Raw genomic sequence first — 26,347 nt, forward strand, 5'->3', positions numbered from 1 at the left:
TCGCGAACGTGCTTTCAGTTCTTCGCCTGCTCCACGAGCGCTGCGATGACATCGCGCACCGACATGCCTTCGGCGCGGGCCGCAAAGGTCAGCGCCATGCGGTGTTCCAGCACCGGTTCGGCGAGCGCATGAACATCGTCCAGCGACGGGGCGAGCCGGCCTTCGTAAAGCGCACGGGCACGGGCCGTCAGCATCAGCGACTGACCGGCACGCGGGCCCGGACCCCAGACAACGTGTTTGTCGGTCAATTTGTTGCCATGGCCGGGGCGGGCGGAGCGGACGAGCGACAGGATTGCGTCCACCACCTTGTCGCTAACCGGCATCTGGCGGATGAGGGCCTGGATTTCCATCAGGCGCCCGGCATCGATCACGCCGCGCGCTTCGCCCGAGGCGGTGCCCGTGGTGTCGAGCAGGATCTGGCGTTCTGCGGCAAGCTCGGGATAACCGACATCGACCTGAAGCAGGAAGCGGTCGAGCTGGGCTTCAGGCAGCGGATAGGTGCCTTCCTGCTCCAGCGGGTTCTGGGTGGCGAGAACGTGGAACGGCTTCGGCAGCTCATAGGTCTGGCCGGCCATGGTGATGTGATATTCCTGCATGGCCTGCAAAAGTGCGGACTGCGTGCGCGGGCTGGCGCGGTTGATTTCATCGGCCATCAGCAGCTGGCCGAAAATCGGACCCTTGATGAAACGGAAGGAACGGCGGCCGTTTTCATCCTGATCCATGACTTCGGAACCGAGGATGTCCGACGGCATCAGGTCCGGCGTGAACTGGATGCGGTTGGCATCGAGGCCGAGCACGGTGCCGAGCGTGGTGACGAGCTTGGTCTTGGCAAGGCCGGGAACGCCGACCAGCAGCGCATGGCCGCCGGAAAGGATGGCGAGCAGCGTGTTCTGTACCACTTTCTCCTGACCGAAAATGACCTTGGAGACTTCCGTGCGGATGGCCGCGATATCGGAAAGCGCCTTTTCGGCCGAGGCGACGATGGCCTTTTCATCGAGGGTTTCGCCGGTATTCATCACGCCCATGTCGCTCTCCTCATACCTTCGCCGCTGTCACAGTCACATCCCGGTTTTGCTGGCAGTCGGCCGGGACGGATTTTGCGCTGCATATAGCTTATTGCTCTCTTGGCCGCTGACAAGCGCCATTCGAATGACTATGTCGTGACTTAGTATTTCCTTATCGGCAAAGCGAGACTCGAATATGGCAGCGGAGACGATAAATTCGGCGGGCGATGCGGCCGGGCTGGCGGCGATGATTTCCCGCGCCGCCGAACAGACCGGCGACGCCAAACGCGGGCCGGCCCCGGTGGAGCGCTGGAATCCGCCTTTTTGCGGCGATCTCGACATGGAAATCCGCGCCGACGGCACCTGGTTCTACCTCGGCACCCCTATCGGCAGGGCGCCGCTGGTGCGGCTGTTTTCCACCGTTCTGCGCAAGGATGAGGATGGCAAAACCTACCTCGTAACTCCTGTGGAAAAAGTCGGCATCCGCGTCGTGGACGCGCCTTTCGTCGCCGTGGAAATGAAGCTGACGGCGGGTGAGGATGATGGCGAGCCGCTGCTGACCTTCCGCACCAATGTCGGCGATGTGGTGGAGGCGGGGCCGGAGCATCCGCTGCGATTCGAGGTTTTCGGTGAGAACCGCGAATTGAAGCCCTATCTTCTGGTGCGCGGTAGGCTGGAAGCGCTCGTCTCGCGAGCCGTGATGTACGACCTCGTCGCACTTGGCGAGGTGATCAAAGTGGAGGGCGTCGACATGTTCGCCGTGCGCTCAGGCGGGGTCGTTTTCCCGGTGATGCCCGCCAAGGAACTGGAACGGCTTTCGCAATGACGACAACGGCATTCAAGACTTTTACCGCCGCCGATTTCCGCCGCCGGGTACTGCAGGAAGGTGAGGGCGTGGCCGAGCGTGAAAATGGCGACCATGTCCTCAATCCGGGTGTGGTGCTTTCCGGGAACGGCATCAAGCTGAAGGACGCCGCCGTGCTGGTGCCTGTCATTGACGATGGTAACGATGCGCGGGTGATCTTCACTCAGCGCACTTCGACGTTGCGCAAGCATTCCGGCCAGATTTCATTTCCAGGCGGCGGCATCGATGCCGAGGACCGGACGCCGGAAGAGGCGGCGCTGCGCGAGACGGAAGAGGAAATCGGCCTTTCCAGGTCTTTCGTGGAAACGGTCGGGCGTCTGCCGGATTATATTTCCGGGACGGGTTTCCGCATCAAGCCGGTGCTGTCCATCGTTCGGCCCGGCTTCGACCTGACGCTCAATCCAACGGAAGTGGATGAGGTTTTCGAGGTGCCGCTGTCCTTTCTGATGGACCCGGCCAACCACGGGCGCGGCAGCCGTATCTTTCAGGGGAAGGAGCGGTTTTTCTACGAAATGCCCTATGGCGAACGCTACATTTGGGGCATTACGGCGGGCATCGTCAGGACGATTTACGAGAGGTTTTATTCATGAGCAGCCTTGCCGGGCGGGACTGGTTTGAAAAACCGGCGCTGAAGCGCATCTTTACGCTTCTGAATGCCGATGGCGGCGAGGTGCGGATCGTTGGCGGCGCGGTGCGCAATGCGCTGATGGACCTGCCGGTGGTCGATGTCGACATGGCGACGACGCTCACCCCTGACGTGGTTGTTGCGCGGGCCAGGGCGGCAGGCATCAAGGCGGTGCCGACCGGCATCGAACACGGCACGGTAACGCTGGTGATCGATGGCGAAGGTTTCGAGGTGACAACGTTGCGCCGCGATGTCGAAACCAATGGCCGCCACGCACAGGTAGCCTTCGGCACCGACTGGCAGACCGATGCCGAGCGACGCGACCTCACCATCAATGCCCTCTATGCCGACGAAAAGGGCGAGATTATCGACCTTATCGATGGTCTTCCCGATATCGAGACCGGCACTGTGCGTTTCATCGGCGATGCGGCGATGCGGATTTCGGAAGATTATCTACGGATTCTCCGGTTTTTCCGCTTTTTCGCCCATTATGGTTCCGGCCGCCCGGATGCGGACGGCTTGCGGGCAAGCGCGCGGGCCAAGGACAAGCTGGGCACGCTTTCAGCCGAGCGGGTGTGGAGCGAGCTGAAAAAGCTGCTTTCCGCCCGCGATCCTTCCCGCGCCCTTTTGTGGATGCGGCAATCGGGCGTTCTGGCGGAAATTCTTCCCGAAACGGAAAAATGGGGCATCGATGCCATTCACGGGCTGGTGGCGACGGAGCAGGCTCTCGGCTGGACGGTGGACCCGATGCTGCGGCTTTCCGCCATCGTGCCGCCGGACAGGGACAGGCTGGCCGCCCTTGCCGCGCGTCTCCGGCTGTCGAAGGCCGAAGCGGCTTATCTTGCGCATTGGGCTTCGGCGCCGGCGGCTGACCCGGAGATGAAGGAGACCGCGCTCGACCGGTTGCTTTATCGTCAGGGCGTCGAGGGCGTGAAGACGCGGCTGAAACTGGCGCTTGCTTCGGCCCGTGCCGATCTTTCGGCTGGCGACACGGCCATGCAGAAAGTGGCGCGGCTTTCTACTTTGCTGACGCGGGCGGAAAAATTTCACAAACCGGGCTTTCCGCTGAGCGGCGCTGATGTGATGGCCGCGGGCGTCGAGGCGGGCCCGAAGGTGGGCGAAGTGCTGAAAAGCCTCGAGGAAAAGTGGGTCGACGTCAATTTCTCACTCGACCGGGCAGCGTTAACCGCCCGGCTGAAGGATATGCTGGAAAATTGAGGTCAGCGACGATGGCGTTGCGGGTCAGGCCGCATTTGCCTCGTCGCGAATGCGGGATTTGATGTTTTCGATCATGTTCTCGCGGATGACGGTTTCGCCGTGTGCTGATCGCATATGTTCCACGGTGCGACGCACAACTTCGGCGTCGTCATCTGCGCGCGTGTGCCAGGCACAGCCGGGCACGAGCGTTCCACATTCAAACAGTCTCATGGTCTTGCCTCCCTGTTTTAGAGCGCCATGCGTCCGTTCGGACGCATAAAGGACGCTCTAACATCTTGAGTCTGCACATTCTCCCTGTCGAAAAGCGGAATCGATTTTCGACAGGGAGAATGTGCGAGAGTGAGGGACAGCAATTCGATTGCCTGCTGTCCCTCCGACAAGAAACGAATGTTCACCGCTTATGTTCCAGAGCGGCGTCCTTCGACCTTATTCAGGCCCCTATTCGGGCATCGCCCAGCACTGAAAAACAGAGGATGTGCCGGCTGCCGGAATTTTTGTACGAGGCATTTCGTCATTGGCCGCCCGCCGTGCCGTTTTTTGTCCGGCAAGGGAGCGTTTTACCTGCTCGACATAAAAGGAATGCGGCAGTTCGCGATCACCCGTGGCGCGCATTTCCGCTGCCAGGCGGTCGATCAAATCAGGGGTATCGATGGATTGTGGCGCTCCCTCGGGGGAAGCAGAGATAGGCATGCTGTTCGAAGTAATCATGACGATAGCTCCTCCAGTACGTCTGCGGGGAGGAGACTATCATTGCCTTGATTTTTCCATAAGTCCTAATTTGCGCTATTTGCGACAAATTGGCTGATGAGCGTCAAATTTGCGTGAGGTTTTTTAAGGCCAGCGCACCACCGGCGGCAGCGAGGAGAGAATCGATTCGACGTTGCCGCCGGTCTTGAGGCCGAAGATCGTGCCGCGATCGTAAAGCAGGTTGAATTCCACATAGCGGCCGCGGCGGATGAGCTGTTCGTCGCGGTCCTCTTCCGTCCAGTTCTGGTTGAAATTGGCGCGGACGATTTTCGGATAGACCAGATTAAAGGCGCGGCCGACATCCTGCACGAAGGCGAAATTGGCGTCCCAGCCGCCATTTTCCTCCTGCGGGTGCAGCCAGTCGAAAAAGATGCCGCCGATGCCGCGGGCTTCGTTACGGTGCTTGAGGAAGAAATACTCGTCGCACCACGTCTTGTAGCGCGGATAATCGGCAACCGGATGGCGGTTGCAGGTGATTTCGAAGGCACGATGGAAAAGCTGGCTGTCCGGGTCTTCCTGCGTCCGTCTGCGCCCCAGCACCGGCGTCAGATCCGCGCCGCCGCCGAACCAGTGGCTGGTGGTGACGACCATGCGGGTATTCATGTGCACCGCCGGCACATTGGGGTTGACGGGATGGGCGATGAGCGAGAGGCCCGACGCCCAGAAATGCGGGTCTTCTTCCGCGCCCGGTATCTGCTTGCGGAATTCCGGTGAGAATTCGCCATAGACGGTGGAGGTGTGGACGCCAACCTTTTCGAAGACGCGGCCTTCCATCATCGACATCTTGCCGCCGCCGCCCTCGCCATCGTCGCGCAGCCAGTCTTTCTGGACAAAACGGCCGGGCTCCTGGTCGGAAAGAGGGCCGGTCAGGTCGTTTTCGAGGGTCTCGAAGGAGTTAACGATGGTGTCGCGCAGATGCTGGAACCAGGCTTGGGCAAGGGCCTTCTTGTCCTCGATGTCGTCGGGCAAGCCCTTCGGCAAGATTGGCCGTTCCATGCGTATTCTCCTTAGGTGAAGTCGATTCCCTGTCGCGTCTAGCAGGTGCAGGCCCCGCGCACAAATTCGACTCGCCAAGTTCACATGCGGGCACTATCTTTATCGATGTAGGTGCCAGAGGTGAATATCATGACGAAATTTACCGGACCGCCGCCCCTCGACGGGCTGAAGCGCAGGATCGCCAATCACCGCAAGGCGCGTGAAGGCTCGGGCGACGACAAGACGCGCAACGGCATGTTCGTGCGGCAGACCTTCTGTCTCGGACGCGAGGAAGCCCGCGCCAAAGCGCGCGAATGGTTCGACAGCTTTCCGAAAGCGGCCTACTGGACGGAAGTGGAAAGCTGGCGGCAACTGGAAGGCGACCGCATCGAATTCACCATGCGGCGGCTTCCTTCGGCCGATTGAAGTTTAGAGCGTTTTCGCATTTCCCCCGAAATGCTTTCAGGCGCGGGGCTCGGCATAACGCAGTCGGCTTTCGATCAGCACACCGCTTTCATCCAGTATGGGATGCGCCACCGTGACGATATGGGCGTTGATGCGTTTGAGGTCGCGCAGCATGTCGAGATGCAGCGAACTGGTCTGCATGCTTTCAGCCAGCCCGTCACGCAGCCGCTCCAGATGGCGGTTGGAGGACTGTTTTTCGAGCCGGCGTATATCCACCTTGCTTTCCATCAGCCGGCGGGCGAGTTCGAAATCGCCGGTTACCAGAATGCTCTGGGCGGCGCGCAGGTTCTCGATGGTCATGTCGAACAGGGTTTTCAGCTCCTCATAACCGTCGTCGGAAAACTTGAAGCTGTTCAGCACCTTCTTGCGGATCTGCTCGCAGATGCCTTTTTCGATGATATCGCCGATATGTTCGAGGTTGATCGCGTAATCGATGATGGCGATCGAACGGCGGGCTTCTTCGTCGGAAAGCCCCTTGCGTCCCAGTTGCGACAGATAGACCTTCACCTCCTGCTGGCGGCGGTCGACCTTCTTTTCGAGCAGGGAAACCTCCTGAAGCGGTGCGAGATCATTGTGCTTGAAGGCGTTTTCAGCGCGGATCAGCATGCGCTCGATGCTGTCGCCGACACCCAGCACTTCGCGGGTGGCGTTGGCAAGGGCCACGACCGGCATGTCCAGCGCCTGCTGGTCGAGGAAATTCGGACCGTCTTCGGCTTTCGGATCGCCCGGCACCAGCCTTGCCATCAGGTCGGACAGGAGGCCGGAGAAGGGCCAGGCCAGCGCCGCCAGAATGACGTTGAAGATCAGATGGGCGTCGACCGGCAATTTTGCGGGCGAAAGCGGCAACTGCTGCAGGAATTCCGCGCCATAGGAGGCAAGCGGCAGCGCGATGAGGCAGCCAATGGTGCGCACCAGAAGGTTGCCCATGGTGATGCGCCGCGCCGAGGCGGGGCCGGAAAGCGTGGCGATGACCGGCGGAATGGCGCCGCCGAGATTGGCGCCGAGAATGAGCACGATGATGAGGCCGGTGGAAAGCGTGCCGGTGGCGGCCAGCGACAGGATGAGCACCACGACGGCAAGGCTCGAAGACGAAACGAAGGCGAGCACGGCGGAAAAGATCAGCGCGACGGGCCATGCCCCGTCAAGCAGGCCGATAAAGACGCCGAGAGCCGGCGAGGCGCGCATCGGTTCTGTCGCGCCGCTCAACAGATGCAGCGACAGAAGCATGAGGCCGATGCCGATCAGCGCCGTTCCGCCGCCCTGCCGGGCATTGGAACTGCCCTTTTTCAAAATAATGCCAGCAAGGATCAGCAGAGGCGACAGCCATTCCACCCCGGCCGCCACGATCCATGCGGTAACGGCGGTGCCGACATTGGCGCCGAGCAGCACCACCTGCGCCATGCGCGGCCTGATGAGGTCTCGTTCAGCAAAGGAGGCGACGGTGAGCGCCGTCGCCGTCGAACTTTGCAGCGCGACGGTGGCGAAGAAGCCGGAAAAGAAGGAACGCGGACCGTTCTGGGTGCCGGTGGCCAGCACGCTTCGCAGTTTCATGCCGAAGGCACGGGTGACGCCATCCTTGACCTGGGAAAGGCCGAAGAGCAGCAGCGCGACTGCGCCGAGAAGGTTGACGATGACAATGGTGGATTGCATGCGACGTCTCCTCACACCCGCCGGCGGATGGTTCCGGCGAGCACGATTTTTATTGTCCGGCTAATCAGTATAGGAGCCTCAATGCCCTCGGTACAGGCCGGGTTGCGACAGTTTTGAAGTAAAAACGGTCAAATTTTGTATTTGCCCGAAAAATTGGCGTTAAAAATGACGCCTAGGCCCATGCCACCTGGCGCAAAGCCTCGCCAGCGATCATCGCCGCCGACATGGCGACGTTGATGGAGCGCTGTCCCGCCACCATGGGGATGATGATTCGCACCTCTGCCTTCTCATGCACATGGTCTGGTACGCCCGCACTTTCGCGGCCGAAAAGCAGGATGTCATCCGTGCGGTAGGCGATCTTCGTATAGGGAAGGGCGGCTTTGGTGGAGGCGAGAACGAGACGGCGGCCGGTGGTTGCCCGCCATTCCTCGAAACGGTCCCAGCTGACATGGCGCGTCAGCGCCGCCGCTGCGATATAATCCATGCCCGCCCGTTTCAGATTGCGGTCGGAAATATCGAAACCGGCCGGCTCGATGATGTCGACGCCAAGGCCGAGACAGGCGGCCAGCCGCAGGATGGTGCCGGTATTGCCGGGAATATCGGGCTGGTAAAGGGCGATCCTTATTTCGGGCATGGACGTCTCACTGCGGTTGGTCTGCCCGTCCGATTATCACGGGCAGGGGCCGGGCGACAGCTATGCCGCGAAAAGTCCCTTTGAGGCGTCGTTCCCGGCTGGATGTTCATTCGCGTGACACACAGGGCGGCTACCCGCGGCCGAATTGGGCGACGTGCGCGTCGTTTAACGGGCGGAGACCTCGCGGGGTCATCTCCGCCCGTTCGCCTTTGGGCGGCACCTGCATGTTTTCTCGCGTATTCGGTGTCTTTCCGACTGGTCATTGACTAAATTTTGCGCTACAAGGCCATATCTTCAACACCAGCCAAGGGAGGTTCTCATGCCAAATGACATTCGCATCCGCCTCCCGGCCCCAGTCGTGCCGCTGCTGGCTTAGGTGTTACTCCGCGGTTCGCCCGCGTTTCCCATTTTTCGATTCGTCATGTGGCTGTCACGGCCATATCCAAAGACTTTTCCGTTCCGTCGTGAGCCATATTTGTGTCCGCTCACCGTGTCACGATGGAGCGATTGATTGCCGGAGCTTGGCCTATGTTTGGCTGGTTTGAAAAACGCCTCGATCCTTTTCCCTCTTCGGCGCCCTCCGTGCCGCCAAAGAAGCTTTTGCCGTTCCTGTGGCACTATGTGAAGCCCGCATGGCCATGGCTCCTGCTGCTCGGCCTGATGTCCATGGGCATCGCGATTGCGGAAGCCATGCTCTACAAATTCCTTGGCAATATCGTCGACTGGCTGTCCACGGCCAATCGCGAGACATTTTTTGCCGATGAGGGCTGGCATCTGATCGGCATGGCGGCGCTGGTGCTCTTCGTTTTGCCGCTGATGGGCGCGATCCACACCATGACGATGCACCAGACGCTTGCCGGCAATTTCGGCATGATTGCGCGCTGGAAGATGCACCGTTTCCTGCTGCGCCATTCCATGAACTTCTTCGCCAACGAGTTTGCCGGCCGCGTTTCCACCAAGGTGATGCAGACGGCGCTGGCGATCCGCGAAGTGGCGCTGAAGGTGATCGACGTCTTCGTCTATGCGATCAGCTTCGTCGTCTCGATGCTGTTCATGGTCGCGGCGGCGGACTGGCGGCTGGTTATTCCGCTGCTGGTCTGGCTCGGTATCTATATGGCCATCCTCGCTTATTTCGTGCCCAAGCTTGGCCGACTGGCGCAGGAGCAGGCCGATGCACGCTCGATGATGACGGGCCGGATCGTCGACAGTTACACCAACATCTCGACGATCAAGCTGTTTTCCCATGCGGGGCGCGAGGAAAGATATGCGCGTGAGGGCATGAATGTGTTTCTCGGAACCGTTCACCGCCAGATGCGCAAGATTTCCGGCTTCAACATCCTGATCGACCTCAACAACGCCCTGGTGCTGTTTTCCACGGCGGCGCTCGGTCTTTATTTCTGGATGCAGGGTTCGGTCACGGCCGGTTCGGTCGCCATCGCCATCAGCCTTGCCATGCGCGTCAACGGCATGTCGCAGTGGATCATGTGGGAAGTCACCTCGCTGTTCGAAAATATCGGCACCGTCTATGACGGCATGTCGATGATGACGAAGCCGCACGACATCGTCGACGTTCCGAAGGCGCCTGAGCTTGCCGCACCGCAGGGCGCGATCCGTTATGACAATGTCCGTTTCCACTACGGCAAGAACAAGGGCGTGATCGACGGGCTGACGCTCGACATAAAACCGGGCGAAAAGGTCGGTCTGGTCGGGCGCTCGGGTGCGGGCAAGACGACGCTGATGAACCTGCTTCTGCGTTTCTACGATCTGGAAGCGGGCAGGATCACCATCGATGGGCAGGACATCTCCAAGGTGTCCCAGGACAGCCTGCGCGAGCTGATCGGCGTCGTGACGCAGGATACCTCGCTGCTGCATCGCTCGATCCGCGACAACATCGCTTATGGTCATCCCGAAGCTACGGACGAGCAGGTGATCGCGGCGGCGAAGCGGGCGAATGCCTGGGACTTCATCGAAACGCTTGTCGACATGCATGGCCGTCAGGGCCTCGATGCGCAGGTGGGCGAACGCGGCGTGAAGCTCTCCGGCGGCCAGCGCCAGCGTATCGCTATCGCCCGCGTCTTCCTCAAGAACGCGCCGATCCTGGTGCTGGACGAGGCGACTTCGGCGCTCGACTCCGAAGTCGAGGCGGCGATCCAGGAAAACCTGTTCTCGCTGATGGAAGGCAAGACGGTGATCGCGATTGCCCACCGCCTTTCGACACTGACCGAAATGGACCGGCTTATCATTCTCGACAAGGGCCGGATCGTGGAGGCGGGCAGCCATGCGGAGCTGGTGGCGATGGGCAGCATCTATGCCGACCTGTGGCGGCGCCAGTCCGGCGGCTTCATCGCCGACCATGAGGCGGAAGTGGCCGCAGAGTAAGGAAAAGCGAGAGGGCGGCAAGCATGGTTTCCCGCCCTCTCGCCTATGATATGTGTGCCAACCTCTCTTCCGTCATACCGGACTAGATCCGGCATCCAGCCACGGCGCGTCCGCGCCGTGAGAGGAGTCTTTTGCGATCAAGGACTTGATCGCGCTGGACCCCGGATCAAGTCCGGGGTGACGGTGTGAGGATGCAACCGATGCGCAAAATATCGCTGGGTCGATTTAAGGGCGGGGAACATTCCCCGCCCTTCTTCATTCCACGAATGTTACCGAAATATAATCTCTTCCCGAAGCCTTCGCGGCTGTTCCCGCTCCGGGAATCCGCCTATATCCGGATCATGGTTATTACCCGCATCTTCGAGTTTTTCGAGAACTGGATAAAGCCCTTCGCCCGCAAGGACGATTTGCGGCCGCCTGAAAGCACGTTCGCCTTTATCTGGTTCTACATCTCGCAGGCCAAGGCGCCGTTTTTAGCCATGCTGGTGCTGGGCGGGCTGACGGCGGCCATCGAGGCGGCGCTGTTCTGGTTCGTCGGGCGGCTGGTGGATATTCTCTCTACCGTGAAGCCGGAAGAGGGCTGGGCGGGGCTGCTTGCGGCCCATGGCGGCGAGCTGGTGGGCATGCTGGTGCTGATCGGCGTCGTGCGTTTTATCGTCACCATGGTAACGGCGCTGGTGGATCAGCAGATCATCACGCCCGGCTTTTACAATCTGGTGCGCTGGCAATCCTACATGCATGTTGCGCGGCAATCGCTGACCTTCTTCCAGAACGATTTTTCCGGCCGCATCGTCACCAAAGTCTGGTCGGGCGGGCAGGCGGCGGGCGATCTCGTCACCTCGCTGATGGAAAGCGTGTGGTTCGTCGGCATTTATTCCGTTTCCATGCTGTTCCTGATTGGCGGGCTCGACTGGCGGCTTGCGGTCGTCGTCGTCGTCTGGGTGGGGATATTCTCGCTGCTGGCGCGCTATTTCGTGCCGCGTATCCGCTACCATTCCAAGGAAACGGCGGAAGCCGCCTCGATGCTCTCCGGCCGCATGGTGGATGCCTACAGCAATATTCAGACGCTCCGGCTGTTCGGGCGAGATGATGCCAATGACCGCTACATGCGGCAGGGTTTCGACATTTTCCAGCATGCGACCATGACATTCACCCGGTTCATCACCGGCGTGCGCGCCTCCATGGCGCTGTTGTCCGGCGTGATGATCACCTCCATGGCGGCGCTCTGCATCGATCTGTGGCTTTCCGGCAAGATCAGTTCCGGTGCGGTGGCCTTCACGCTGGCGCTGGTGCTGCGTCTCAACTTCCTGCTCGGCCGGTTGATGACGCAGTTCAACGGCATCATGCGCAATTTCGGCACGGTGCAGAATGCCGCCGAGCTGATTTCGCAGCCGATCGGTCTAGTCGATGCGCCGGAGGCGACGGTGCTGGAGGTGAAGAAGCCGGGCATCCGTTTCGAAAATGTCAGCTTCCATTACGGGCGCGCGAACGGCGTCATCGACCATCTCAATCTCGAAATCAGGGCGGGCGAGAAGGTAGGCATCGTCGGACGCTCCGGGGCGGGAAAATCCACCCTCGTCAATCTGCTCCTGCGTTTTTACGATGTCGAAAAAGGCCGCATCCTGATCGACGGGCAGGATATCGCCAGAGTGACGCAGGAATCGCTGCGCGCCCATATCGGCATGGTCACGCAGGATACGTCGCTGCTGCATCGCTCCATTCGTGACAACATCCTGTTCGGCCGTACAGACGCGACCGAAGCGCAATTGCAGGAGGCGACGCGGCGAGCCAAGGCGGATGATTTCATCGCCAGGCTCGAGGATCAGCGCGGCCGCAAGGGGTTCGACGCACATGTGGGCGAACGCGGCGTGAAATTGTCCGGCGGCCAGCGACAGCGCATCGCAATCGCCCGCGTGATGCTGAAGGACGCACCGATCCTCGTGCTCGATGAGGCGACGTCGGCGCTCGATTCGGAGGTGGAGGCGGCGATCCAGAGCAATCTGGATGAGTTGATGCAGGGCAAGACGGTGCTGGCCATCGCCCACCGCCTGTCGACCATCGCGGCTCTCGACCGGCTGATCGTGATGGATCAGGGGCGCATCGTCGAACAGGGCAGCCATTCCGATCTGGTCATGCAGGGCGGACTTTATTCGGAACTCTGGGCGCGGCAGTCGGGCGGTTTTCTTGCCGCGGACGAAGCGGCGCAATAAGGCCCTCGGCTATTTCCCGATCATGAAATCCGCCATCAGGCCATAATGATTGGAGCCGAGGCTGTCGGGCAGGCGGGTGGTTTTCATCAGCGTCGCCGGTTCGCGGGCGAAGATGTGGTCGATGGCGATGCCGAAGCGGCCGGCCTCTGTCGGCCATGTGGCGGGTTCGAAGGTCGCTTTTTTCAGATCGTTGGCGGCGAGGAAAGCGCGCATGTCAGGGGCGATGCTGGCCGAATTGAAATCTCCGGCCAGAATGAGCGGCCCGGTGACGCGAAAGAGAATTTCACTGACTTCATCGAGTTCGTCGCGATGATAATCGTCGAAATAGGGCTTGGTGATATGCCCGGCGGCGAGCGTCAGTTCCGTGCCGTCGAGATCGATATGGGCTATGGCGAACCGATCCCGCCGAAGATCGCTGAGACTATGGAAACGGCCTTCCAGCAACGGTCTTTTTGACAGGATGACCAGATCGCATCCGGGCGTTCCGGTGTAACAGCCAAGCCTGTGCGGATAGGTTTGCTGCAGTCGCGGCAGGGCCGACTTCAGCGCCGCCGCCTCGAAGAGATAGACCGCATCCGCGCCCGATTCGAGAATCGTGTCGGCAATTGCATCCGCATTGGTGGCATTGTCCATCAGCACGTTGAAGGACAGCAGCCGGAATGGTTTGGCGCCCGGCGCCGGGTTGGCGGATGAGGAAAATTCCAGAAGCATGGCAATGGCATGGATGGCGAGCGCAAGCGACCACACGACGAGGAGCGCGGAAACCGCGTCGCGCGTCAGCCAGAAAACGAGGCATGAGAGCAGGATACAGACGATGGCGATGTGCAGCTGGAAACTGGTGACGAAGGCGAGAAGCCAGAAATCCGTCACATAACGCAGGCTGGCGACGAAAAGAACGGCAGCCACCGCCGTGGAGACCATGCAAGAGAGCTTCGCCGTCATCCGAATCCCTGCTTTCCGCGCTCTCCCTTGAAGTCTCCTAACATGGTGCATGGATGCGCACAATGTTGCCCGCCTGCCAAGGACGGCGAAAAAATGCGAGCCAAATCGGCCCCCTCCGGCAGAATTACGGCAGCTTTGTGTGCTTTGCTCTTGCCAAGTCAGTCAATATTTTGCGATCAAACACATGACGCGGTTTCTCAAATGCCGCGAGAATGACCAGGACGATGGGACGGAGTTTGTCTTGGATCAAATCATAGCGGGAGGACTCATGCGATTTACGGCAAAAACAGCGCAGAGGATGGTGTAGCGGTGAGCGAGCACGTAACCAATCACGACGCTTCGGGTGAACCGACCCGTCGCGATTTTCTTTACCTAGTGACGGGAATGGCGGGCGCTGTCGGTGCCGCCGCCGTCGCATGGCCCTTTATCGACCAGATGCGTCCCGATGCATCGACGCTGGCGCTCGCCTCCATCGAGGTGGATGTCACGGCCGTCGAGCCGGGCATGTCGCTTACCGTGAAGTGGCGCGGCAAGCCGATTTTCATCCGCAACCGCACGGAGAAGGAAATCGAGGAAGCCAAGGCCGTCGCTCTCGGCGATCTGAAGGATCCTGTGGCGCGCAATGCCAACATCGCCGCCGACGCGCAGGCGACGGATATCGACCGCTCCGCCGGCGAGGGCAAGGAAAACTGGATCGTCATGGTCGGTTCCTGTACCCATCTCGGTTGCGTTCCGCTCGGCCAGGCCGGCGATTTCGGCGGGTGGTTCTGTCCCTGCCATGGCTCGCACTACGATACGGCGGGCCGCATACGTAAGGGTCCGGCGCCGGAAAACCTCGCCATCCCGACATTTGCATTCACATCCGATACCGTGATCAAGATCGGATAAGGGGACAGATATTCATGAGTGGTCATTCCAGTTATCAGCCGTCCACCGGCATCGAAAGGTGGATCGATTCGCGGCTTCCCTTGCCGCGCATGATCTATGACAGCTTCGTTGCCTATCCTGTCCCACGTAACCTGAACTACGCCTACACCTTTGGCGCGATGCTTTCCGTCATGCTGCTGGTGCAAATCCTCACCGGCGTCGTGCTGGCCATGCATTATGCGGCCGAAACGACGGTCGCCTTCAATTCCGTCGAAAAGATCATGCGCGACGTCAACCATGGCTGGCTGCTGCGCTACATGCATGCCAATGGTGCGTCGTTCTTCTTCATCGCGGTTTACCTGCATATCGCCCGCGGCCTTTATTACGGCTCCTACAAGGCGCCGCGCGAAATCCTCTGGATTCTCGGCTGCGTGATCTTCCTGCTGATGATGGCGACGGGCTTCATGGGCTACGTTCTGCCCTGGGGCCAGATGTCCTTCTGGGGCGCAACCGTTATCACCGGCTTCTTCACCGCGTTCCCCGCCATCGGCGAATGGATCCAGCAGTTCCTGCTCGGCGGCTTTGCCGTTGATCAGCCGACCCTGAACCGCTTCTTTGCGCTTCACTATCTGCTGCCCTTCATGATCGCAGGCGTTGTGATCCTGCACATCTGGGCGCTGCATGTGACCGGCCAGACCAACCCGACCGGCGTTGAAGTGAAGAGCAAGACCGACACGGTTCCCTTCACGCCCTATGCGACGCTGAAGGATGCGCTCGGCGTTTCCGTGTTCCTGATCGGTTATGCCTGGTTCGTGTTCTACATGCCGAACTTCCTTGGCCACCCCGACAACTACATCATGGCCGACCCGCTGAAGACGCCGGCGCATATCGTTCCGGAATGGTACTTCCTGCCGTTCTACGCCATGCTGCGCGCCATCACTTTCAACATCTGGATCATCGATTCCAAGCTGGGCGGCGTTCTCGTGATGTTCGGCGCGATCGTCGTGCTGTTCTTCCTGCCCTGGCTCGATACGTCGAAGGTGCGTTCCGCCGTCTATCGTCCCTGGTACAAGATGTTTTTCTGGCTGTTCGTGGTCAATGCCATCATGCTCGGCTGGCTGGGTTCACGCCCGGCGGAAGGAACTGGCCTGCTCGGCCTGCTCACCGGCGAGCTGAAAGGCAATTATGTCGGCTATTCGCAGCTCGGCACGCTTTATTACTTCGGTTTCTTCCTCGTCATTATGCCGATCCTCGGTCTGGTCGAAACGCCCCGGCGTATTCCGAATTCGATTACCGAGGCCGTTCTCGAAAAGAACGCCGCCAAGACAGGTGCCGCATCTGCGGCTGCTGAAGTCTGAGCGTGAAGGAAGGATGACGACAATGAAGAAGCTTGTAACGAGCATCGCGTTTATCACCGCCATCGGCTGTTCCGTCGCCGTCGCTTCGGCGGCGGAAGAAAGCCACGATCTCGCCGCCCAGGCCACGCATGCGATTGCCGGCAATCACTTCCCGGTCATCAAGCCCGAGGAGCAGAGCTGGTCCTTTGCCGGACCCTTCGGCAAATACGACAAGGGCCAGCTGCAACGCGGCCTGAAGGTCTATAAGGAAGTTTGCTCCGCCTGCCATTCCATGAGCCTCGTTTCCTTCCGCACGCTGGAGGATCTCGGCTATTCGGAGGAGCAGGTGAAGGCTTTCGCCGCGGAATATGAGGTACAGGACGGGCCGAACGCCGATGGTGAAATGTACAATCGCAAGGCCGTGCCTTCCGATCATTTCCCTTCGCCTTTCCCCAACCATGAGGCGGCCGCTGCCGCCAACGGCGGAGCGGCCCCGCCCGACATGTCGCTGCTCGCCAAGGCGCGTGGCGTGGAGCGCGGTTTTCCGCAATTCATCATCGACATGATCCCGATCGTCGGTGGTTACCAGGAAGGCGGCCCGGATTATATCCATGCGCTGCTGACCGGATATCAGGATCCGCCGGCTGGCATAAAAAACCCGGATGGTTCGGAGTACAAGGTGTCGGAAGGCACGCACTTCAATCCGTACTTCGTCAGCGCCACTTCCTTAAAGATGGCGCCGCCGATCAGTGCCGATCAGGTGACCTATGATGACGGCGCGCCGCAGACCGTGGACCAATATTCCAAGGACGTCGCTGCGTTCCTGATGTGGGCGGCAGAACCGCATCTGGAAGAGCGCAAGCGCACCGGCTTCATGGTCATGGTGTTCCTGTTCATCTTTACGGCGCTGATCTATCTCACCAAGAAATCGGTCTACGCCAACAAGGAACATTGATCGGCATCCAGAAGATGCCTGTCAGTCATTGGCCTCCACGGTCTTCCGTGGGGGCCTTTTCATGTGCCGGGAGGGATGGTGGAAATGACGACAATTCGTAACGGCGGCTGCCTGTGCGGCTCCATCCGTTTTGAAGCGAAGGGCGAGCCAGGTAATCCGCACACTTGCTCCTGCGATATCTGCCAGCGCCATTCCGGTGCCCCCAGTCTTGCCTGGGTGGAGTTCGGGAAGGATGCGGTGACGTGGACGGGAGAGGGCGGCGCGCCTTCGACTTTCCGATCCTCCGATTATTCCAGCCGGGCTTTCTGCCCGACCTGCGGCAGCACGCTTGGCGCCGTCGACGACGCGCCGACGGTTGCGCTGGTCTTTGGAAGTTTCGATGACAGGGACGATGAGGCGCTGCGGCCCCTGTCGCATTCCTTCGAGGATGTCTGCCCGGTCTGGGCGCGGATCGAGGGAATGTCGCCGGCGGAGTGAGCACCGGCCCTTTTTAGTTGGTCCGCAGCCGTCAAGTTGATAGGGTGGTCCGAACCTTCTGATCCATTTCCCTTATCTCAACTGGAAATACCATGACCGTTATCGCTTCGGAGCTTTCCGCTGCCATCCGTTCCATTCCCGACTATCCGAAGCCGGGCATCATCTTCCGGGACATCACGACATTGCTCGGCAACCCCCGCGCTTTTCGCCGTGCCGTGGACGAACTCGTGCAGCCCTATGCGGGAACCAAGATCGACAAGATCGCCGGCATGGAAGCACGCGGCTTCATTCTGGGCGGTGCGGTGGCGCATCAGCTATCGGCCGGTTTCGTGCCGATCCGCAAGAAGGGCAAGCTGCCGCACACCACCGTCCGTGTCGCCTACAGCCTTGAATACGGCGTCGACGAAATGGAAATGCATGTGGACGCTGTACAGCCGGGCGAAAAGGTCATTCTGGTCGATGATCTGATTGCCACCGGCGGCACTGCCGAAGGTGCGGTCAAGCTGCTGCGGCAGATGGGTGCGGAAATCGTTTCCGCCTGTTTCGTTATCGACCTGCCCGATCTCGGTGGCCGCAAGAAGCTGGAAGACCTCGGTGTCGAGGTGCGCACACTGGTGGAATTTTCCGGCCACTGAGATGGTAACGGGGCAATGATGACGCTATTGCCCCGACGCTTTTCTATTCGAATTCCAGAACCCCGCTCTGGAAGGTCATCACTGTTTCTCCCGACTGGTTGACGCCCTCGTTAAATGTGGTGTTCAGCCAGACGCCGGCTCTGGATTCCAGCGCTCGGGTGTCGAGCAGGGTCACGAAATAGGTGACATCGTCTCCGGCGAAGACCGGCTTTTTCCATTTGAGTTCGCGAAAGCCGGGGGAGGGGCCGAGTTTGGGCGGCTCAAGGCCCTGTAGCTTCAACCTTTTTACCTCTTTGGCCCAGTGAGAGAGGAAACATTTCATCCAGCCTGCGCCGGTGTGCCAGCCGGAAGCGCAGAGAGCGCCGAAAACGCTATTCTTTGCGGCTTCCGCGTCGAGATGAAAGGGCTGCGGATCGAAATCGCGCGCGAAACGGATGATGTCTTCGGCGGAAAAATGCAGCGTGTCGAGGGTGACACGTTCGCCGATGGGAGAAAGTTCTGCCAGTTTCATGCTGCAACGCCTCCATTGCCGCGCATCAGGAACATCACGGTGTTTTCCCCGTGCGACACCAGAACGCCGTGCTGGTTATAAAGCTCGTGGCGTAATTTCACGAGGCCGATGCCGGGGCGCGACGCGGAGGGCCGCTGTTCCAGCACGATGGATTTTCCGACAAGCGTATCGCCCGCCAGAACCGGCTTTTTCCAGTCGACGAAATCGATGCCGGGGCTGCCCTGCGAGGTCGAGTTCGAGATGTAGCTGTCCGCCATCATCCGCATCAGCAGGCTGCAGGTGTGCCAGCCGGAAGCCGCCAGGCCGCCGAGAATGCTCTGGCGGCCAGCCTCTTCGGAAAGATGCATCGGCTGTGGGTCGAATTCGCTGGCGAAGGCGATGATCTGCTCTGCGGAGATCCATTGCGGGCCCAAAGGAAATTCCCGACCGACGGAAAAATCCTCATAGGCATATGTCGCGACCGGCGTCATGGTTTCCTCCCTTCGCGCAGTCAATATCGGCGGCATCTAAAATGATTTTTCCCTTTACGTAAAGGTCAAATCGAGGATGCAATGCAGAGGAATGGGGCGAGCGGGGAGCCACGTGTTTCTTCTCCCCGAAGAGGGAGAAGGTCGCGCCAGCGGGATAAGGGGCGAGGATCGATATATTCGGAGAGCTTGCTCTCTCATCCGACCCTTCCGCCACTTTCTCCCCGCCGGGGAGAAGAGACCGTGCCGCGATGTCCGGGCGACTACGCCCCGACCGTCCTCACCTCAACCCAGATCAGGTATTGAAGCGGAAGTGGATGACGTCGCCGTCCTGAACCACATATTCCTTGCCTTCGTCGCGAGCCTTGCCGGCTTCCTTCGCGCCGACTTCGCCCTTGAAGGCGACATAGTCGTCGTAAGCAATGGTGTTGGCACGGATGAAGCCGCGTTCGAAATCGGAGTGGATGACGCCGGCGGCCTGCGGGGCCTTGGTGCCGCGCTCGATGGTCCAGGCGCGGCATTCCTTCGGGCCGACGGTGAAATAGGTGATGAGATCGAGCAGCTTGTAGCCGGCGCGGATCAGGCGGTCGAGGCCTGCTTCCTCGAGCCCGAGGGCGGAGAGGAATTCCTTCGCCTCTTCATCGGGAAGCTGCGCGACTTCGGATTCGATCGCCGCGGAGATGACGACGGATTCCGCACCCTGGGCCTTGGCCATTTCGGCAACGGCCTTGGTATGTTCGTTGCCGTCGACGGCGTCGCTCTCGGCGACGTTGCAGACGTAGAGGACCGGATGCGCGGTCAGGAGGTTGAGGCCCTGAAGGATGCGCAGTTCTTCGGCATCCAGCGTGGAGAGCAGGGTGCGGACCGGCTTGCCTTCGTTCAGGAGCTTCAGCGAGGCTTCCATCAGCGGCAGCTGCGCCAGCGATTCCTTATCCTTGCCGGTGGCGCGCTTGCGGGTCTGTTCCGTGCGGCGCTCAAGGCTTTCGAGATCGGAAAGCATCAGCTCGGTCTCGATGGTTTCGGCATCGGCCACGGGGTTGATGCGGCCTTCGACGTGGGTGATGTCGTCATCTTCGAAGCAGCGCAGAACGTGAACAACGGCGTCCACTTCGCGGATATTGGCGAGGAACTGGTTGCCGAGGCCTTCGCCCTTCGACGCGCCGCGCACCAGGCCGGCTATGTCGACGAAGGAGATGCGGGTGGGGATGATTTCCTTCGAGCCGGCAATGTCGGCAAGGATTTTCATGCGCGCATCCGGAACCGCCACTTCGCCGGTGTTCGGCTCGATGGTGCAGAAGGGATAGTTGGCCGCCTGCGCCGCTGCCGTTTTCGTCAGCGCGTTGAAGAGAGTGGACTTGCCGACATTTGGCAATCCAACGATACCGCATTTGAAGCCCATGGCTTGAAACCTGTCCGTTTGAAAGAATTCGTTGAGGAGCCTTTTGCGGAAAGGGCAGGGCAAGGTCAAGCCCGCGGGCCGATTTGTGCGGGCAAAGCCCCTTTAATGGTGCGGAATTTCGGGCAGGGTTGCCGATGCTGCGGTTGCGGCGCAATATAAGCCGGTCAAGCGATCGATCTTTCGTCATCAACGGGGTTTTCCCATGAACAACCGCGATGAGCGACAGGCACGAGCGACCATGATGAGTGACAGTCCTGTCGATCTCAAGCCGAAACCGAAAGTCAAACCGAAGCTGGAGCGGCCGAAGCTCTACAAGGTCATTCTGCTGAATGACGACTATACGCCGCGTGAGTTCGTTACCGTGGTGTTGAAAGCCGTCTTCCGGATGAGCGAGGAAACCGGCCACCGGGTGATGATGACGGCGCACCGCTTCGGCAGCGCGGTCGTCGTTGTCTGCGAGCGCGATATAGCCGAGACCAAGGCCAAGGAAGCGACCGATCTCGGCAAGGAAGCGGGTTTTCCGCTGATGTTCACCACCGAGCCGGAGGAGTGAGCGTTAATCCTGCCGGATCTGGAAACCCGTCTTGTTCTGCACGAAACCGCAGCTTTCGTAAAAGGCGTGAACCTCCGGGCGTTGTCGCCCGGTCAGCAGCATCACCTTGTAGCAGTTCGCCGCAAAAGCGGCCTCGACGGCATGGCGCACCACCGCGCGGCCGTATCCGCGGCCGCGACGGTTTTCCAGCGTCACCACGTTTTCGATAAGGGCATAGGGGCGGGCGGCGCGCGTCAGGTTCGGAACGACCTGCAGCGTGGCGGTGGCGACCGCTTCTTCGCCTTCGGTCGCAAGAAACAAGGTCAGGCCCGGCTGGGCGAGCATGGCTGCGAAAGCCGTGTTCGCTTCTTCTGCCGTCATTTCAGGATCGGACGGATTGAGCGCCCGGTAAAGGTCAAGCAATCCGGCCAGATCGCCGGCTCCGGCTGCGCGCAGGACGATGGGCTCCGAAGACATCCGCGATCTAGTCCTTCTTGCTGAACATGCGTTTCAGCATTTCGGCCATCGGGCCGGTTTCCGGCAGCTTTTTCGGCTGGGCGCTGTTGCGCGCCTGATGAATATGGGACTGTGCGGCGGGTTTGGCTGACTTGGCCGGCTTTTCGGCTTCCGGCTTGGTGCCCGTGGCGAGCGCCAGCTTGTTCATCAGCTGCGAATCCTCGGCTTTCACCAGCATGGCGGCATTGTCGGCAATGGCGTCCAGAAGCGGATCGAGCCAGACCCGGTCGGCCTTGGCGAAATCGCCGAGCACGTGGCCGTGCACCCGTTCCTTGTCACCGGGATGGCCGATGCCGAGACGCAGGCGGCGATAGTCCTTGCCGCAATGGGCGTCGAGCGATTTCAGGCCGTTGTGACCGCCATGGCCGCCGCCGGTCTTGATGCGGGCGCGGCCGGCCGGCAAATCCAGTTCGTCATGGATGGCGATGATGTCTGCCGGCGCAAGCTTGAAGAAGCGCATGGCTTCGCCGACGGACTCACCCGAAAGGTTCATATAGGTCAGCGGCTTCATCAGCAGGACCTTTTCGCCGCCGATCTCGCCTTCGGAAATCTCCGCCTTGAATTTTCTCGACCAGGGCGCAAAGGACGGCAGGCGCTGCAGCGCATCGACGGCCATGAAGCCGATATTGTGACGGTTTCCCGCATATTGCGCGCCGGGATTACCAAGTCCTGCGATGATCTTCATGGGGCATGTCCGCGTTTTGCCTGATGATGCTGTTGTCACCACCCCGAAAACCGCCGGCTGTCAATCTTTTTATGGAGTTTCGGATGGGCTCAGGGGCTGACGAGATTGTAGCGGTCGAATATTCGCTGCTGCGTTCCATCGGCGATCAGCCTGTCCAGCCGGGCCTGTAATTTCGCGATGACCTCGTCGGGCACGCTTTTGTTGCAGGCAAGCCCAAGCTGCTGCCGCGAGAGAGTTATCACTTCGCTGAACGTGTCGGCGGGCAGGCTTTTGAAGGTGCTTTCAGACATGGGCATCAGGTCGATGCGGCCGGCCTTGAGCTTGTGAAGCGTGATCTCGAAATCCGCGCCGACATCCACCTGCGGGAAACCGAGCTTTTCGAGAAGCGCTTCGGTGTAATCTCCACGCTGGGTTCCCACCCGATATTTCTTGGCTTCCTCAAGGCTGGAGGCTTCGATATTCGCGTTGCGGCGCGCCACGAGAATGTTGCGGTCGATATGGATCGGCGTGACCCATTTGAACTGTTTTTCCCGCTCCGGTGTTCTCGCGGCGGCGAAGACGCAGTGCATGGCCTGCGTTCTGGCCAGTGCGATCGCCCGCGCCCAGGGCATGACGGCGACCTCGTAACTGGTGCCGGTGTCTTCGAGCACGGTTCTGAGCTGTTCGAAATAGACACCCCGCACGCTGCCGTCGCTGGCCTGCAGATTATAGGGCGGATAGACCTCGGTGGTCAGGAAGAGCTTGGCCGCGCTGGCCGGAGTGGCGAGTGCAAGAAAGATCAGGCAAAAGCGGATCAATCCCATGGCTGCCCCCTGCCGGTTCATGCTTGCCGCGCAGCGGCGCGGTTTTGCCCGGACGCCGTGTCGAGTGAGGTGATCAATCTTTCGACCGGCTGCGGACGTGCGAAGAAATAACCCTGCCCGAAATCCGCGCCTATATCGCTCAGAAGCGCCTTCTGTTCTTCCGTCTCGACGCCCTCGGCAATGACGGCGCAGTTCATCTTGTGCGAGATGGCCGCGATGCCTTCGACCAGCATGCGGTTGCGCTGCCTGATGTCCATCCTGTCGTCGCAGATCGAGCGGGTGAAGGACTGGTCGATCTTGACGATATCGACTGGAAAACGGCTGAGATAGCTAAGCGAGGAATAACCCGTGCCGAAATCATCCAGCGCGATGCGGCAGCCGAGCTGGTGGATGGCATTGAGGATCGCCCGGACCTGCGGATCGTCCTTCATGATAACGGCTTCGGTGATCTCGATGACCAGCCGTCTGGGAAGAATGCCATGGCGGTGCAGAACGCCGGCGATGCGCGTCGGCAATCCCGGTTCGAATTGCAGCGGCGAGAAATTCACCGCCACATAGGTCTGTTCCATGCCCGGAAGGCGCGACAGCCGGGCGAGATTGGCGATCGACTGATCGAGAATGACATTGCCGATGCGGTGGATGGTGCCGTTTTCTTCCGCAAGGCTGACGATTGTGGCCGGGGAAAGCAGGCCCTTGTCCGGGTGGTTGAGACGCAGCAGCGCCTCGAAACCCGCCGTCTGGCCGGTGGCGAGGTCTTGAATCGGCTGGAAATAGGCCTCGAACCAGTCTTCGGAAAGCGCCTGCGCGATATCCCGTTCCAGCTCCGCATGTTCGCGCGCACGGTCCATTATCGAGCTGTCGAAGACCTGCGAGCCGTTCTTGCCGGTGCGCTTGCGGGTATACATGGCCATGTCGGCATTCTGCAAAAGCTCGGAGGCGCTGGCGGCGTGCAGGGGATAGACCGCCATGCCGATGCTGGCGCTGAGGCGGATGCTGTTGCTTTCGATCTCGAAGGGCGTGTCGAGCATGGCGCAGATGCGCTCGCAGAATTGCAGGGCGCGCTCTTCCACCTTTTCGCCGGCCAGAAGGATGGCGAATTCGTCGCCGCCAAGCCGCGATGCGCTGTCCAGCGGTGTCAGCAGTGGTTCGAGCTTCAACGTGAACTGTTTGAGAACGGCGTCGCCCGCGGCATGGCCGAGATTGTCGTTGATCGCCTTGAACCGGTCGAGGTCGATGAACAGGCAGGCCAGCTCGCTGCCGTTGCGGTCCGCATCGCGGATTTGCAGGTCGAGAATGGCCTCGAAGCCCTGGCGGTTGAAAAGGCCGGTCAGGTGGTCGGAAATGGCCTGCTGGCGGTTGCGCTTTTCCGACTGGCGCAGTTCGGTCACGTCCGTCATGACGCAGAGGCAGGTGCTCTGATGGGCCGCATCGCCGGAATCAAGGGCCTTTTCGAGGATGAGCGCATCCATGACGCTGCCATCCATGCAATGGAAACGCACGGTAATGCCGCTATGCGAGGCATCGGGCAGGGGATGAACCGTCTTGCGCTGCTGGAACAGAAGCCGGTCATCGGGATGGATGAGATCGGCGAAATTCAGGCCGAGTATCCGGGTGCGGTCGTAACCGGTCGCTTGCACCCAATAGTCACTGACGGCGGCAATGCGGTCGTGCCTGTCGAGCGAAAACAGCATCGCGGGCGTGCGGTTGTAGATTTCCGTCTTGCGCTCATGCGCATTCTTGATCTCCAGCTCTTCCTTTTCGAGCTGGGTCTGCATTTCGTTGAAGCTTTTCGCCAGCCGGCCGATTTCGTCCTTCGAACGCCAGTCGACGTGGTGGCGCGAGCCGAGACGCCGCGTCGCCTCGATGGCGGCCGCGAGCCGCATCAGCGGACGGATGACCATGAAGCGGTTGCCGGCGATGGCGGCAAGAACGATGGTGAGGACGGCGAGGATGAAAATCGTGATGAAGGCCAGTTCGGTGCGGCTCAAAGAGGTCAGAAGGCTGACATTGTCGTAATAGATCGTCAATTGCCCGACCGTGACGGAGCCCTTCGTGGTCTTGTAGGTCACTTCGCGCGTCGTCGAGGCGGCATCCTGAATGATGTCGCTGTCGGCCGTCTGCACGATATCGAGCTGGCCGGAGGTATCCCTGACCTCGACCATCCTGATCACGGGGTCGGAAATGAGGGTGCCGGTAATCTGGTTTATGGTGTCGTCATCAAGGTCCCACAGGGGCCGGGCAAGCGCCTGCGCATTGGTCGACAGCAGAATCTCAAGGTGGTTACGCTGGCTGCGAATGGCTTCGTGGTAGGAGAGCGTCAGCAAAAGCGTGAAGAGCGGGGCGACCACTGTAAGAAGTGCGCCGGAAACAATCGCGATAAAGCGACTTTCGACGGAATGAGCCATGTTCGATTGCAGCTACCCTTTGCCCCAGACTTGCTGCGCCCGTTTCCTCCGCCCGGAGGGTTTTGCGAGGGTTTTCGGCAAAAGCCTGTTTTCCCACGCATTTCCTCAGCCCGGCCGGTGTTCCACGACAGCGCGAGGGTATCGTTTCATGGAAGTGTTAATCGACACTGAAACGGGTTGCGTATCAGGTGAGGATGGCAAGCTTTCTGGTTTTAAAGTTCATAAAAACTAAAAGGCCCGTTCCGAAAACGGAACGGGCCTCATTGTTCAAAGCTGTCGGCCTTGCGGCCGCCGATTATTCCTCGGAAGCTTCTTCGGTCGTTTCTTCTGCAACGCCAGCGGCCGGAGCAACGATCGTTGCGATCGTGAAGTCACGGTCGGCGATAACCGGCGTGATGTTCTTCGGCAGCTTCACATTCGAAATGTGAACGTTGTCGCCGATCTTCAGACCAGCGAGATCGACCGTGATGAATTCCGGAATGTCGTTGGCCGGGCAGTGGAATTCCACCGTGTGGCGAACGATGTTCAGAACGCCGCCGATCTTGATGTCCGACTTTTCTTCGTTGACGAAGTGAACCGGAACTTCGACGTTGACGAGCGTGTTGCCCGAAACGCGCAGGAAGTCGACGTGCATGGTGAAGTCGCGGACCGGATCAAGCTGGTAGTCCTTCGGGAGAACCTTGATCTTCTTGCCGTCGACGTCGATGGTCGCAACCGTCGTCATGAAACCGCCAGCGTGGATACGCTTGGTGACTTCGTTGGTCGAGAGCGCGATGGAAATGGGGGCCTGCTTGTCACCATAGATGACAGCGGGAATCAAACCGTTGCGGCGAAGTTCACGAGAGGACCCCTTACCAACTCGTTCGCGCGCCTCGGCCTTGAGCTCATACGATTCTTTGCTCATGGCAATTCCTTTCGAGGTTATATGGAGAGTTCACGCCGAACGAAGCGGCCTGAACCGGAGAGGCCAGAGGCCATCCCGCCCGCGTTGCCTCCAAGGGTGTCTACACGGGTGCGGGCGCTATAATACAAACGGGGCATAAA

Annotated in this window: 27 protein-coding genes; 12 read left to right on the forward strand and 15 right to left on the reverse strand. The window is 60.1% G+C overall.

From position 1 onward, the window contains the following. Positions 1–14: 14 nt before the first annotated feature. A complete protein-coding gene (locus tag RAC79_RS12850; protein WP_065655696.1) occupies positions 15–1,025 on the reverse strand; it encodes a MoxR family ATPase in 1,011 nt (336 codons plus the stop codon). A 175-nt stretch (positions 1,026–1,200) separates the two neighbouring features. On the opposite strand from RAC79_RS12850, the gene RAC79_RS12855 reads away from it, so the two are divergent. Genes RAC79_RS12855 through RAC79_RS12865 form a run of 3 tightly spaced genes read left to right on the forward strand, consistent with a single transcriptional unit; the run spans position 1,201 to position 3,712 of the window. Beyond that, positions 1,201–1,830 carry a DUF1285 domain-containing protein gene (locus tag RAC79_RS12855; RefSeq protein ID WP_142845438.1) on the forward strand — a complete coding sequence of 210 codons (630 nt, stop codon included), beginning with the start codon at positions 1,201–1,203 and terminating at the stop codon, positions 1,828–1,830. Then, entirely contained in the window at positions 1,827–2,459 is a 633-nt protein-coding gene (locus tag RAC79_RS12860) for a CoA pyrophosphatase (protein WP_142845439.1), read from the forward strand. Before RAC79_RS12855 ends, RAC79_RS12860 begins: the two co-directional genes overlap by 4 nt. Next, a complete protein-coding gene (locus RAC79_RS12865; protein WP_174039533.1) occupies positions 2,456–3,712 on the forward strand; it encodes a CCA tRNA nucleotidyltransferase in 1,257 nt (418 codons plus the stop codon). The genes RAC79_RS12860 and RAC79_RS12865 overlap by 4 nt, the downstream gene beginning before the upstream one ends. A 24-nt stretch (positions 3,713–3,736) precedes the next feature. Here the strand turns inward: RAC79_RS12865 and RAC79_RS12870 are convergent, their stop codons facing one another. The 3 genes from RAC79_RS12870 to hemF all read right to left on the reverse strand — a co-directional run bounded on the left by RAC79_RS12870 (position 3,737) and on the right by hemF (position 5,455). Continuing rightward, entirely contained in the window at positions 3,737–3,922 is a 186-nt protein-coding gene (locus RAC79_RS12870) for a DUF1059 domain-containing protein (protein ID WP_003523091.1), read from the reverse strand. A 228-nt stretch (positions 3,923–4,150) separates the two neighbouring features. Continuing rightward, entirely contained in the window at positions 4,151–4,420 is a 270-nt protein-coding gene (locus RAC79_RS12875; protein WP_125146632.1) for a hypothetical protein, read from the reverse strand. 123 nt (positions 4,421–4,543) lie between these two features. Continuing rightward, entirely contained in the window at positions 4,544–5,455 is a 912-nt protein-coding gene (hemF, locus tag RAC79_RS12880; protein WP_174039532.1) for an oxygen-dependent coproporphyrinogen oxidase, read from the reverse strand. A 129-nt stretch (positions 5,456–5,584) separates the two neighbouring features. On the opposite strand from hemF, the gene RAC79_RS12885 reads away from it, so the two are divergent. After that, positions 5,585–5,860 carry a hypothetical protein gene (locus tag RAC79_RS12885; protein WP_003523094.1) on the forward strand — a complete coding sequence of 92 codons (276 nt, stop codon included), beginning with the start codon at positions 5,585–5,587 and terminating at the stop codon, positions 5,858–5,860. A 36-nt stretch (positions 5,861–5,896) separates the two neighbouring features. On the opposite strand, the gene RAC79_RS12890 is transcribed toward RAC79_RS12885, so the two are convergent. After that, entirely contained in the window at positions 5,897–7,549 is a 1,653-nt protein-coding gene (locus RAC79_RS12890) for a Na/Pi cotransporter family protein (protein ID WP_065655703.1), read from the reverse strand. 172 nt (positions 7,550–7,721) lie between these two features. After that, positions 7,722–8,183, reverse strand: a complete 462-nt coding sequence (locus RAC79_RS12895) for a tRNA (cytidine(34)-2'-O)-methyltransferase (RefSeq protein ID WP_065655941.1) — start codon at positions 8,181–8,183, stop codon at positions 7,722–7,724. A gap of 528 nt (positions 8,184–8,711) precedes the next feature. On the opposite strand from RAC79_RS12895, the gene RAC79_RS12900 reads away from it, so the two are divergent. Both RAC79_RS12900 and RAC79_RS12905 read left to right on the forward strand, forming a co-directional pair. Continuing rightward, positions 8,712–10,562: an ABC transporter ATP-binding protein gene (locus tag RAC79_RS12900; protein ID WP_174039531.1), complete on the forward strand. Its 1,851-nt coding sequence runs from the start codon at positions 8,712–8,714 to the stop codon at positions 10,560–10,562. Between the two features lie 200 nt (positions 10,563–10,762). Further along, positions 10,763–12,772 carry an ABC transporter ATP-binding protein gene (locus RAC79_RS12905; RefSeq protein ID WP_374997077.1) on the forward strand — a complete coding sequence of 670 codons (2,010 nt, stop codon included), beginning with the start codon at positions 10,763–10,765 and terminating at the stop codon, positions 12,770–12,772. 9 nt (positions 12,773–12,781) lie between these two features. Here RAC79_RS12905 and RAC79_RS12910 read toward each other — a convergent pair whose 3' ends face one another. Next, positions 12,782–13,714, reverse strand: coding sequence for an endonuclease/exonuclease/phosphatase family protein (locus RAC79_RS12910; protein ID WP_142845442.1), 933 nt, complete (start codon positions 13,712–13,714; stop codon positions 12,782–12,784). A gap of 309 nt (positions 13,715–14,023) precedes the next feature. On the opposite strand from RAC79_RS12910, the gene petA reads away from it, so the two are divergent. From petA to RAC79_RS12935, 5 genes are all read left to right on the forward strand, one after another. Then, positions 14,024–14,602 carry a ubiquinol-cytochrome c reductase iron-sulfur subunit gene (gene petA, locus RAC79_RS12915; protein ID WP_065655706.1) on the forward strand — a complete coding sequence of 193 codons (579 nt, stop codon included), beginning with the start codon at positions 14,024–14,026 and terminating at the stop codon, positions 14,600–14,602. 14 nt (positions 14,603–14,616) lie between these two features. Continuing rightward, on the forward strand, positions 14,617–15,939 hold the full coding sequence (locus tag RAC79_RS12920) for a cytochrome b N-terminal domain-containing protein (protein WP_065655707.1): 1,323 nt from the start codon (positions 14,617–14,619) through the stop codon (positions 15,937–15,939). Between the two features lie 22 nt (positions 15,940–15,961). Continuing rightward, entirely contained in the window at positions 15,962–16,873 is a 912-nt protein-coding gene (locus tag RAC79_RS12925; protein ID WP_078051785.1) for a cytochrome c1, read from the forward strand. 84 nt (positions 16,874–16,957) lie between these two features. Further along, positions 16,958–17,350 carry a GFA family protein gene (locus RAC79_RS12930; RefSeq protein WP_142845443.1) on the forward strand — a complete coding sequence of 131 codons (393 nt, stop codon included), beginning with the start codon at positions 16,958–16,960 and terminating at the stop codon, positions 17,348–17,350. Positions 17,351–17,442: 92 nt separating this feature from the next. After that, positions 17,443–17,985 carry an adenine phosphoribosyltransferase gene (locus tag RAC79_RS12935; protein ID WP_003494623.1) on the forward strand — a complete coding sequence of 181 codons (543 nt, stop codon included), beginning with the start codon at positions 17,443–17,445 and terminating at the stop codon, positions 17,983–17,985. Positions 17,986–18,028: 43 nt separating this feature from the next. On the opposite strand, the gene RAC79_RS12940 is transcribed toward RAC79_RS12935, so the two are convergent. The 3 genes from RAC79_RS12940 to ychF form a co-directional block, all read right to left on the reverse strand. Next, positions 18,029–18,496: a MaoC family dehydratase gene (locus RAC79_RS12940; protein ID WP_065655709.1), complete on the reverse strand. Its 468-nt coding sequence runs from the start codon at positions 18,494–18,496 to the stop codon at positions 18,029–18,031. Beyond that, positions 18,493–18,966: a MaoC family dehydratase gene (locus tag RAC79_RS12945; protein ID WP_142845444.1), complete on the reverse strand. Its 474-nt coding sequence runs from the start codon at positions 18,964–18,966 to the stop codon at positions 18,493–18,495. Before RAC79_RS12945 ends, RAC79_RS12940 begins: the two co-directional genes overlap by 4 nt. Before the next feature lie 292 nt (positions 18,967–19,258). Further along, positions 19,259–20,362, reverse strand: coding sequence for a redox-regulated ATPase YchF (gene ychF / locus RAC79_RS12950; RefSeq protein WP_374997078.1), 1,104 nt, complete (start codon positions 20,360–20,362; stop codon positions 19,259–19,261). Between the two features lie 241 nt (positions 20,363–20,603). Here ychF and clpS point away from each other — a divergent pair, with 241 nt between their 5' ends. After that, positions 20,604–20,915 carry an ATP-dependent Clp protease adapter ClpS gene (clpS, locus tag RAC79_RS12955; RefSeq protein ID WP_035260429.1) on the forward strand — a complete coding sequence of 104 codons (312 nt, stop codon included), beginning with the start codon at positions 20,604–20,606 and terminating at the stop codon, positions 20,913–20,915. 3 nt (positions 20,916–20,918) lie between these two features. Here clpS and RAC79_RS12960 read toward each other — a convergent pair whose 3' ends face one another. The 5 genes from RAC79_RS12960 to RAC79_RS12980 form a co-directional block, all read right to left on the reverse strand. After that, entirely contained in the window at positions 20,919–21,371 is a 453-nt protein-coding gene (locus RAC79_RS12960; RefSeq protein WP_142845445.1) for a GNAT family N-acetyltransferase, read from the reverse strand. A 7-nt stretch (positions 21,372–21,378) separates the two neighbouring features. After that, entirely contained in the window at positions 21,379–22,095 is a 717-nt protein-coding gene (gene pth / locus RAC79_RS12965) for an aminoacyl-tRNA hydrolase (RefSeq protein ID WP_142845446.1), read from the reverse strand. An 89-nt stretch (positions 22,096–22,184) separates the two neighbouring features. Next, on the reverse strand, positions 22,185–22,898 hold the full coding sequence (locus RAC79_RS12970; RefSeq protein ID WP_065655945.1) for an ABC transporter substrate-binding protein: 714 nt from the start codon (positions 22,896–22,898) through the stop codon (positions 22,185–22,187). Positions 22,899–22,915: 17 nt separating this feature from the next. Further along, positions 22,916–25,303 (reverse strand): bifunctional diguanylate cyclase/phosphodiesterase, encoded by a 2,388-nt coding sequence (locus RAC79_RS12975; RefSeq protein ID WP_174039529.1) that lies wholly within the window; start codon positions 25,301–25,303, stop codon positions 22,916–22,918. Positions 25,304–25,598: 295 nt separating this feature from the next. Next, positions 25,599–26,207 carry a 50S ribosomal protein L25/general stress protein Ctc gene (locus RAC79_RS12980; RefSeq protein ID WP_065655715.1) on the reverse strand — a complete coding sequence of 203 codons (609 nt, stop codon included), beginning with the start codon at positions 26,205–26,207 and terminating at the stop codon, positions 25,599–25,601. Positions 26,208–26,347: the final 140 nt, after the last annotated feature.

The organism is Agrobacterium sp. LR_9, assembly GCF_041954855.1.
In the GTDB taxonomy this organism is placed as follows: Bacteria; Pseudomonadota; Alphaproteobacteria; order Rhizobiales; family Rhizobiaceae; genus Agrobacterium; species Agrobacterium leguminum.

What these genes read in the sequence shown, in the direction of transcription:
- RAC79_RS12940 (WP_065655709.1), bottom strand. Translation starts at nt 18,496, where the DNA reads ATGAAACTGGCAGAACTTTCTCCCATCGGCGAACGTGTCACCCTCGAC.
- RAC79_RS12905 (WP_374997077.1), top strand. Translation starts at nt 10,763, where the DNA reads ATGCGCAAAATATCGCTGGGTCGATTTAAGGGCGGGGAACATTCCCCG.
- RAC79_RS12875 (WP_125146632.1), bottom strand. Translation starts at nt 4,420, where the DNA reads ATGATTACTTCGAACAGCATGCCTATCTCTGCTTCCCCCGAGGGAGCG.
- RAC79_RS12900 (WP_174039531.1), top strand. Translation starts at nt 8,712, where the DNA reads ATGTTTGGCTGGTTTGAAAAACGCCTCGATCCTTTTCCCTCTTCGGCG.
- RAC79_RS12855 (WP_142845438.1), top strand. Translation starts at nt 1,201, where the DNA reads ATGGCAGCGGAGACGATAAATTCGGCGGGCGATGCGGCCGGGCTGGCG.
- RAC79_RS12910 (WP_142845442.1), bottom strand. Translation starts at nt 13,714, where the DNA reads ATGACGGCGAAGCTCTCTTGCATGGTCTCCACGGCGGTGGCTGCCGTT.
- RAC79_RS12890 (WP_065655703.1), bottom strand. Translation starts at nt 7,549, where the DNA reads ATGCAATCCACCATTGTCATCGTCAACCTTCTCGGCGCAGTCGCGCTG.
- RAC79_RS12975 (WP_174039529.1), bottom strand. Translation starts at nt 25,303, where the DNA reads ATGGCTCATTCCGTCGAAAGTCGCTTTATCGCGATTGTTTCCGGCGCA.
- RAC79_RS12885 (WP_003523094.1), top strand. Translation starts at nt 5,585, where the DNA reads ATGACGAAATTTACCGGACCGCCGCCCCTCGACGGGCTGAAGCGCAGG.
- RAC79_RS12850 (WP_065655696.1), bottom strand. Translation starts at nt 1,025, where the DNA reads ATGGGCGTGATGAATACCGGCGAAACCCTCGATGAAAAGGCCATCGTC.
- RAC79_RS12870 (WP_003523091.1), bottom strand. Translation starts at nt 3,922, where the DNA reads ATGAGACTGTTTGAATGTGGAACGCTCGTGCCCGGCTGTGCCTGGCAC.
- RAC79_RS12970 (WP_065655945.1), bottom strand. Translation starts at nt 22,898, where the DNA reads ATGGGATTGATCCGCTTTTGCCTGATCTTTCTTGCACTCGCCACTCCG.
- hemF (WP_174039532.1), bottom strand. Translation starts at nt 5,455, where the DNA reads ATGGAACGGCCAATCTTGCCGAAGGGCTTGCCCGACGACATCGAGGAC.
- clpS (WP_035260429.1), top strand. Translation starts at nt 20,604, where the DNA reads ATGAGTGACAGTCCTGTCGATCTCAAGCCGAAACCGAAAGTCAAACCG.
- RAC79_RS12920 (WP_065655707.1), top strand. Translation starts at nt 14,617, where the DNA reads ATGAGTGGTCATTCCAGTTATCAGCCGTCCACCGGCATCGAAAGGTGG.
- pth (WP_142845446.1), bottom strand. Translation starts at nt 22,095, where the DNA reads ATGAAGATCATCGCAGGACTTGGTAATCCCGGCGCGCAATATGCGGGA.
- RAC79_RS12865 (WP_174039533.1), top strand. Translation starts at nt 2,456, where the DNA reads ATGAGCAGCCTTGCCGGGCGGGACTGGTTTGAAAAACCGGCGCTGAAG.
- RAC79_RS12930 (WP_142845443.1), top strand. Translation starts at nt 16,958, where the DNA reads ATGACGACAATTCGTAACGGCGGCTGCCTGTGCGGCTCCATCCGTTTT.
- RAC79_RS12945 (WP_142845444.1), bottom strand. Translation starts at nt 18,966, where the DNA reads ATGACGCCGGTCGCGACATATGCCTATGAGGATTTTTCCGTCGGTCGG.
- RAC79_RS12960 (WP_142845445.1), bottom strand. Translation starts at nt 21,371, where the DNA reads ATGTCTTCGGAGCCCATCGTCCTGCGCGCAGCCGGAGCCGGCGATCTG.
- RAC79_RS12895 (WP_065655941.1), bottom strand. Translation starts at nt 8,183, where the DNA reads ATGCCCGAAATAAGGATCGCCCTTTACCAGCCCGATATTCCCGGCAAT.
- RAC79_RS12980 (WP_065655715.1), bottom strand. Translation starts at nt 26,207, where the DNA reads ATGAGCAAAGAATCGTATGAGCTCAAGGCCGAGGCGCGCGAACGAGTT.
- RAC79_RS12860 (WP_142845439.1), top strand. Translation starts at nt 1,827, where the DNA reads ATGACGACAACGGCATTCAAGACTTTTACCGCCGCCGATTTCCGCCGC.
- RAC79_RS12925 (WP_078051785.1), top strand. Translation starts at nt 15,962, where the DNA reads ATGAAGAAGCTTGTAACGAGCATCGCGTTTATCACCGCCATCGGCTGT.
- RAC79_RS12935 (WP_003494623.1), top strand. Translation starts at nt 17,443, where the DNA reads ATGACCGTTATCGCTTCGGAGCTTTCCGCTGCCATCCGTTCCATTCCC.
- ychF (WP_374997078.1), bottom strand. Translation starts at nt 20,362, where the DNA reads ATGGGCTTCAAATGCGGTATCGTTGGATTGCCAAATGTCGGCAAGTCC.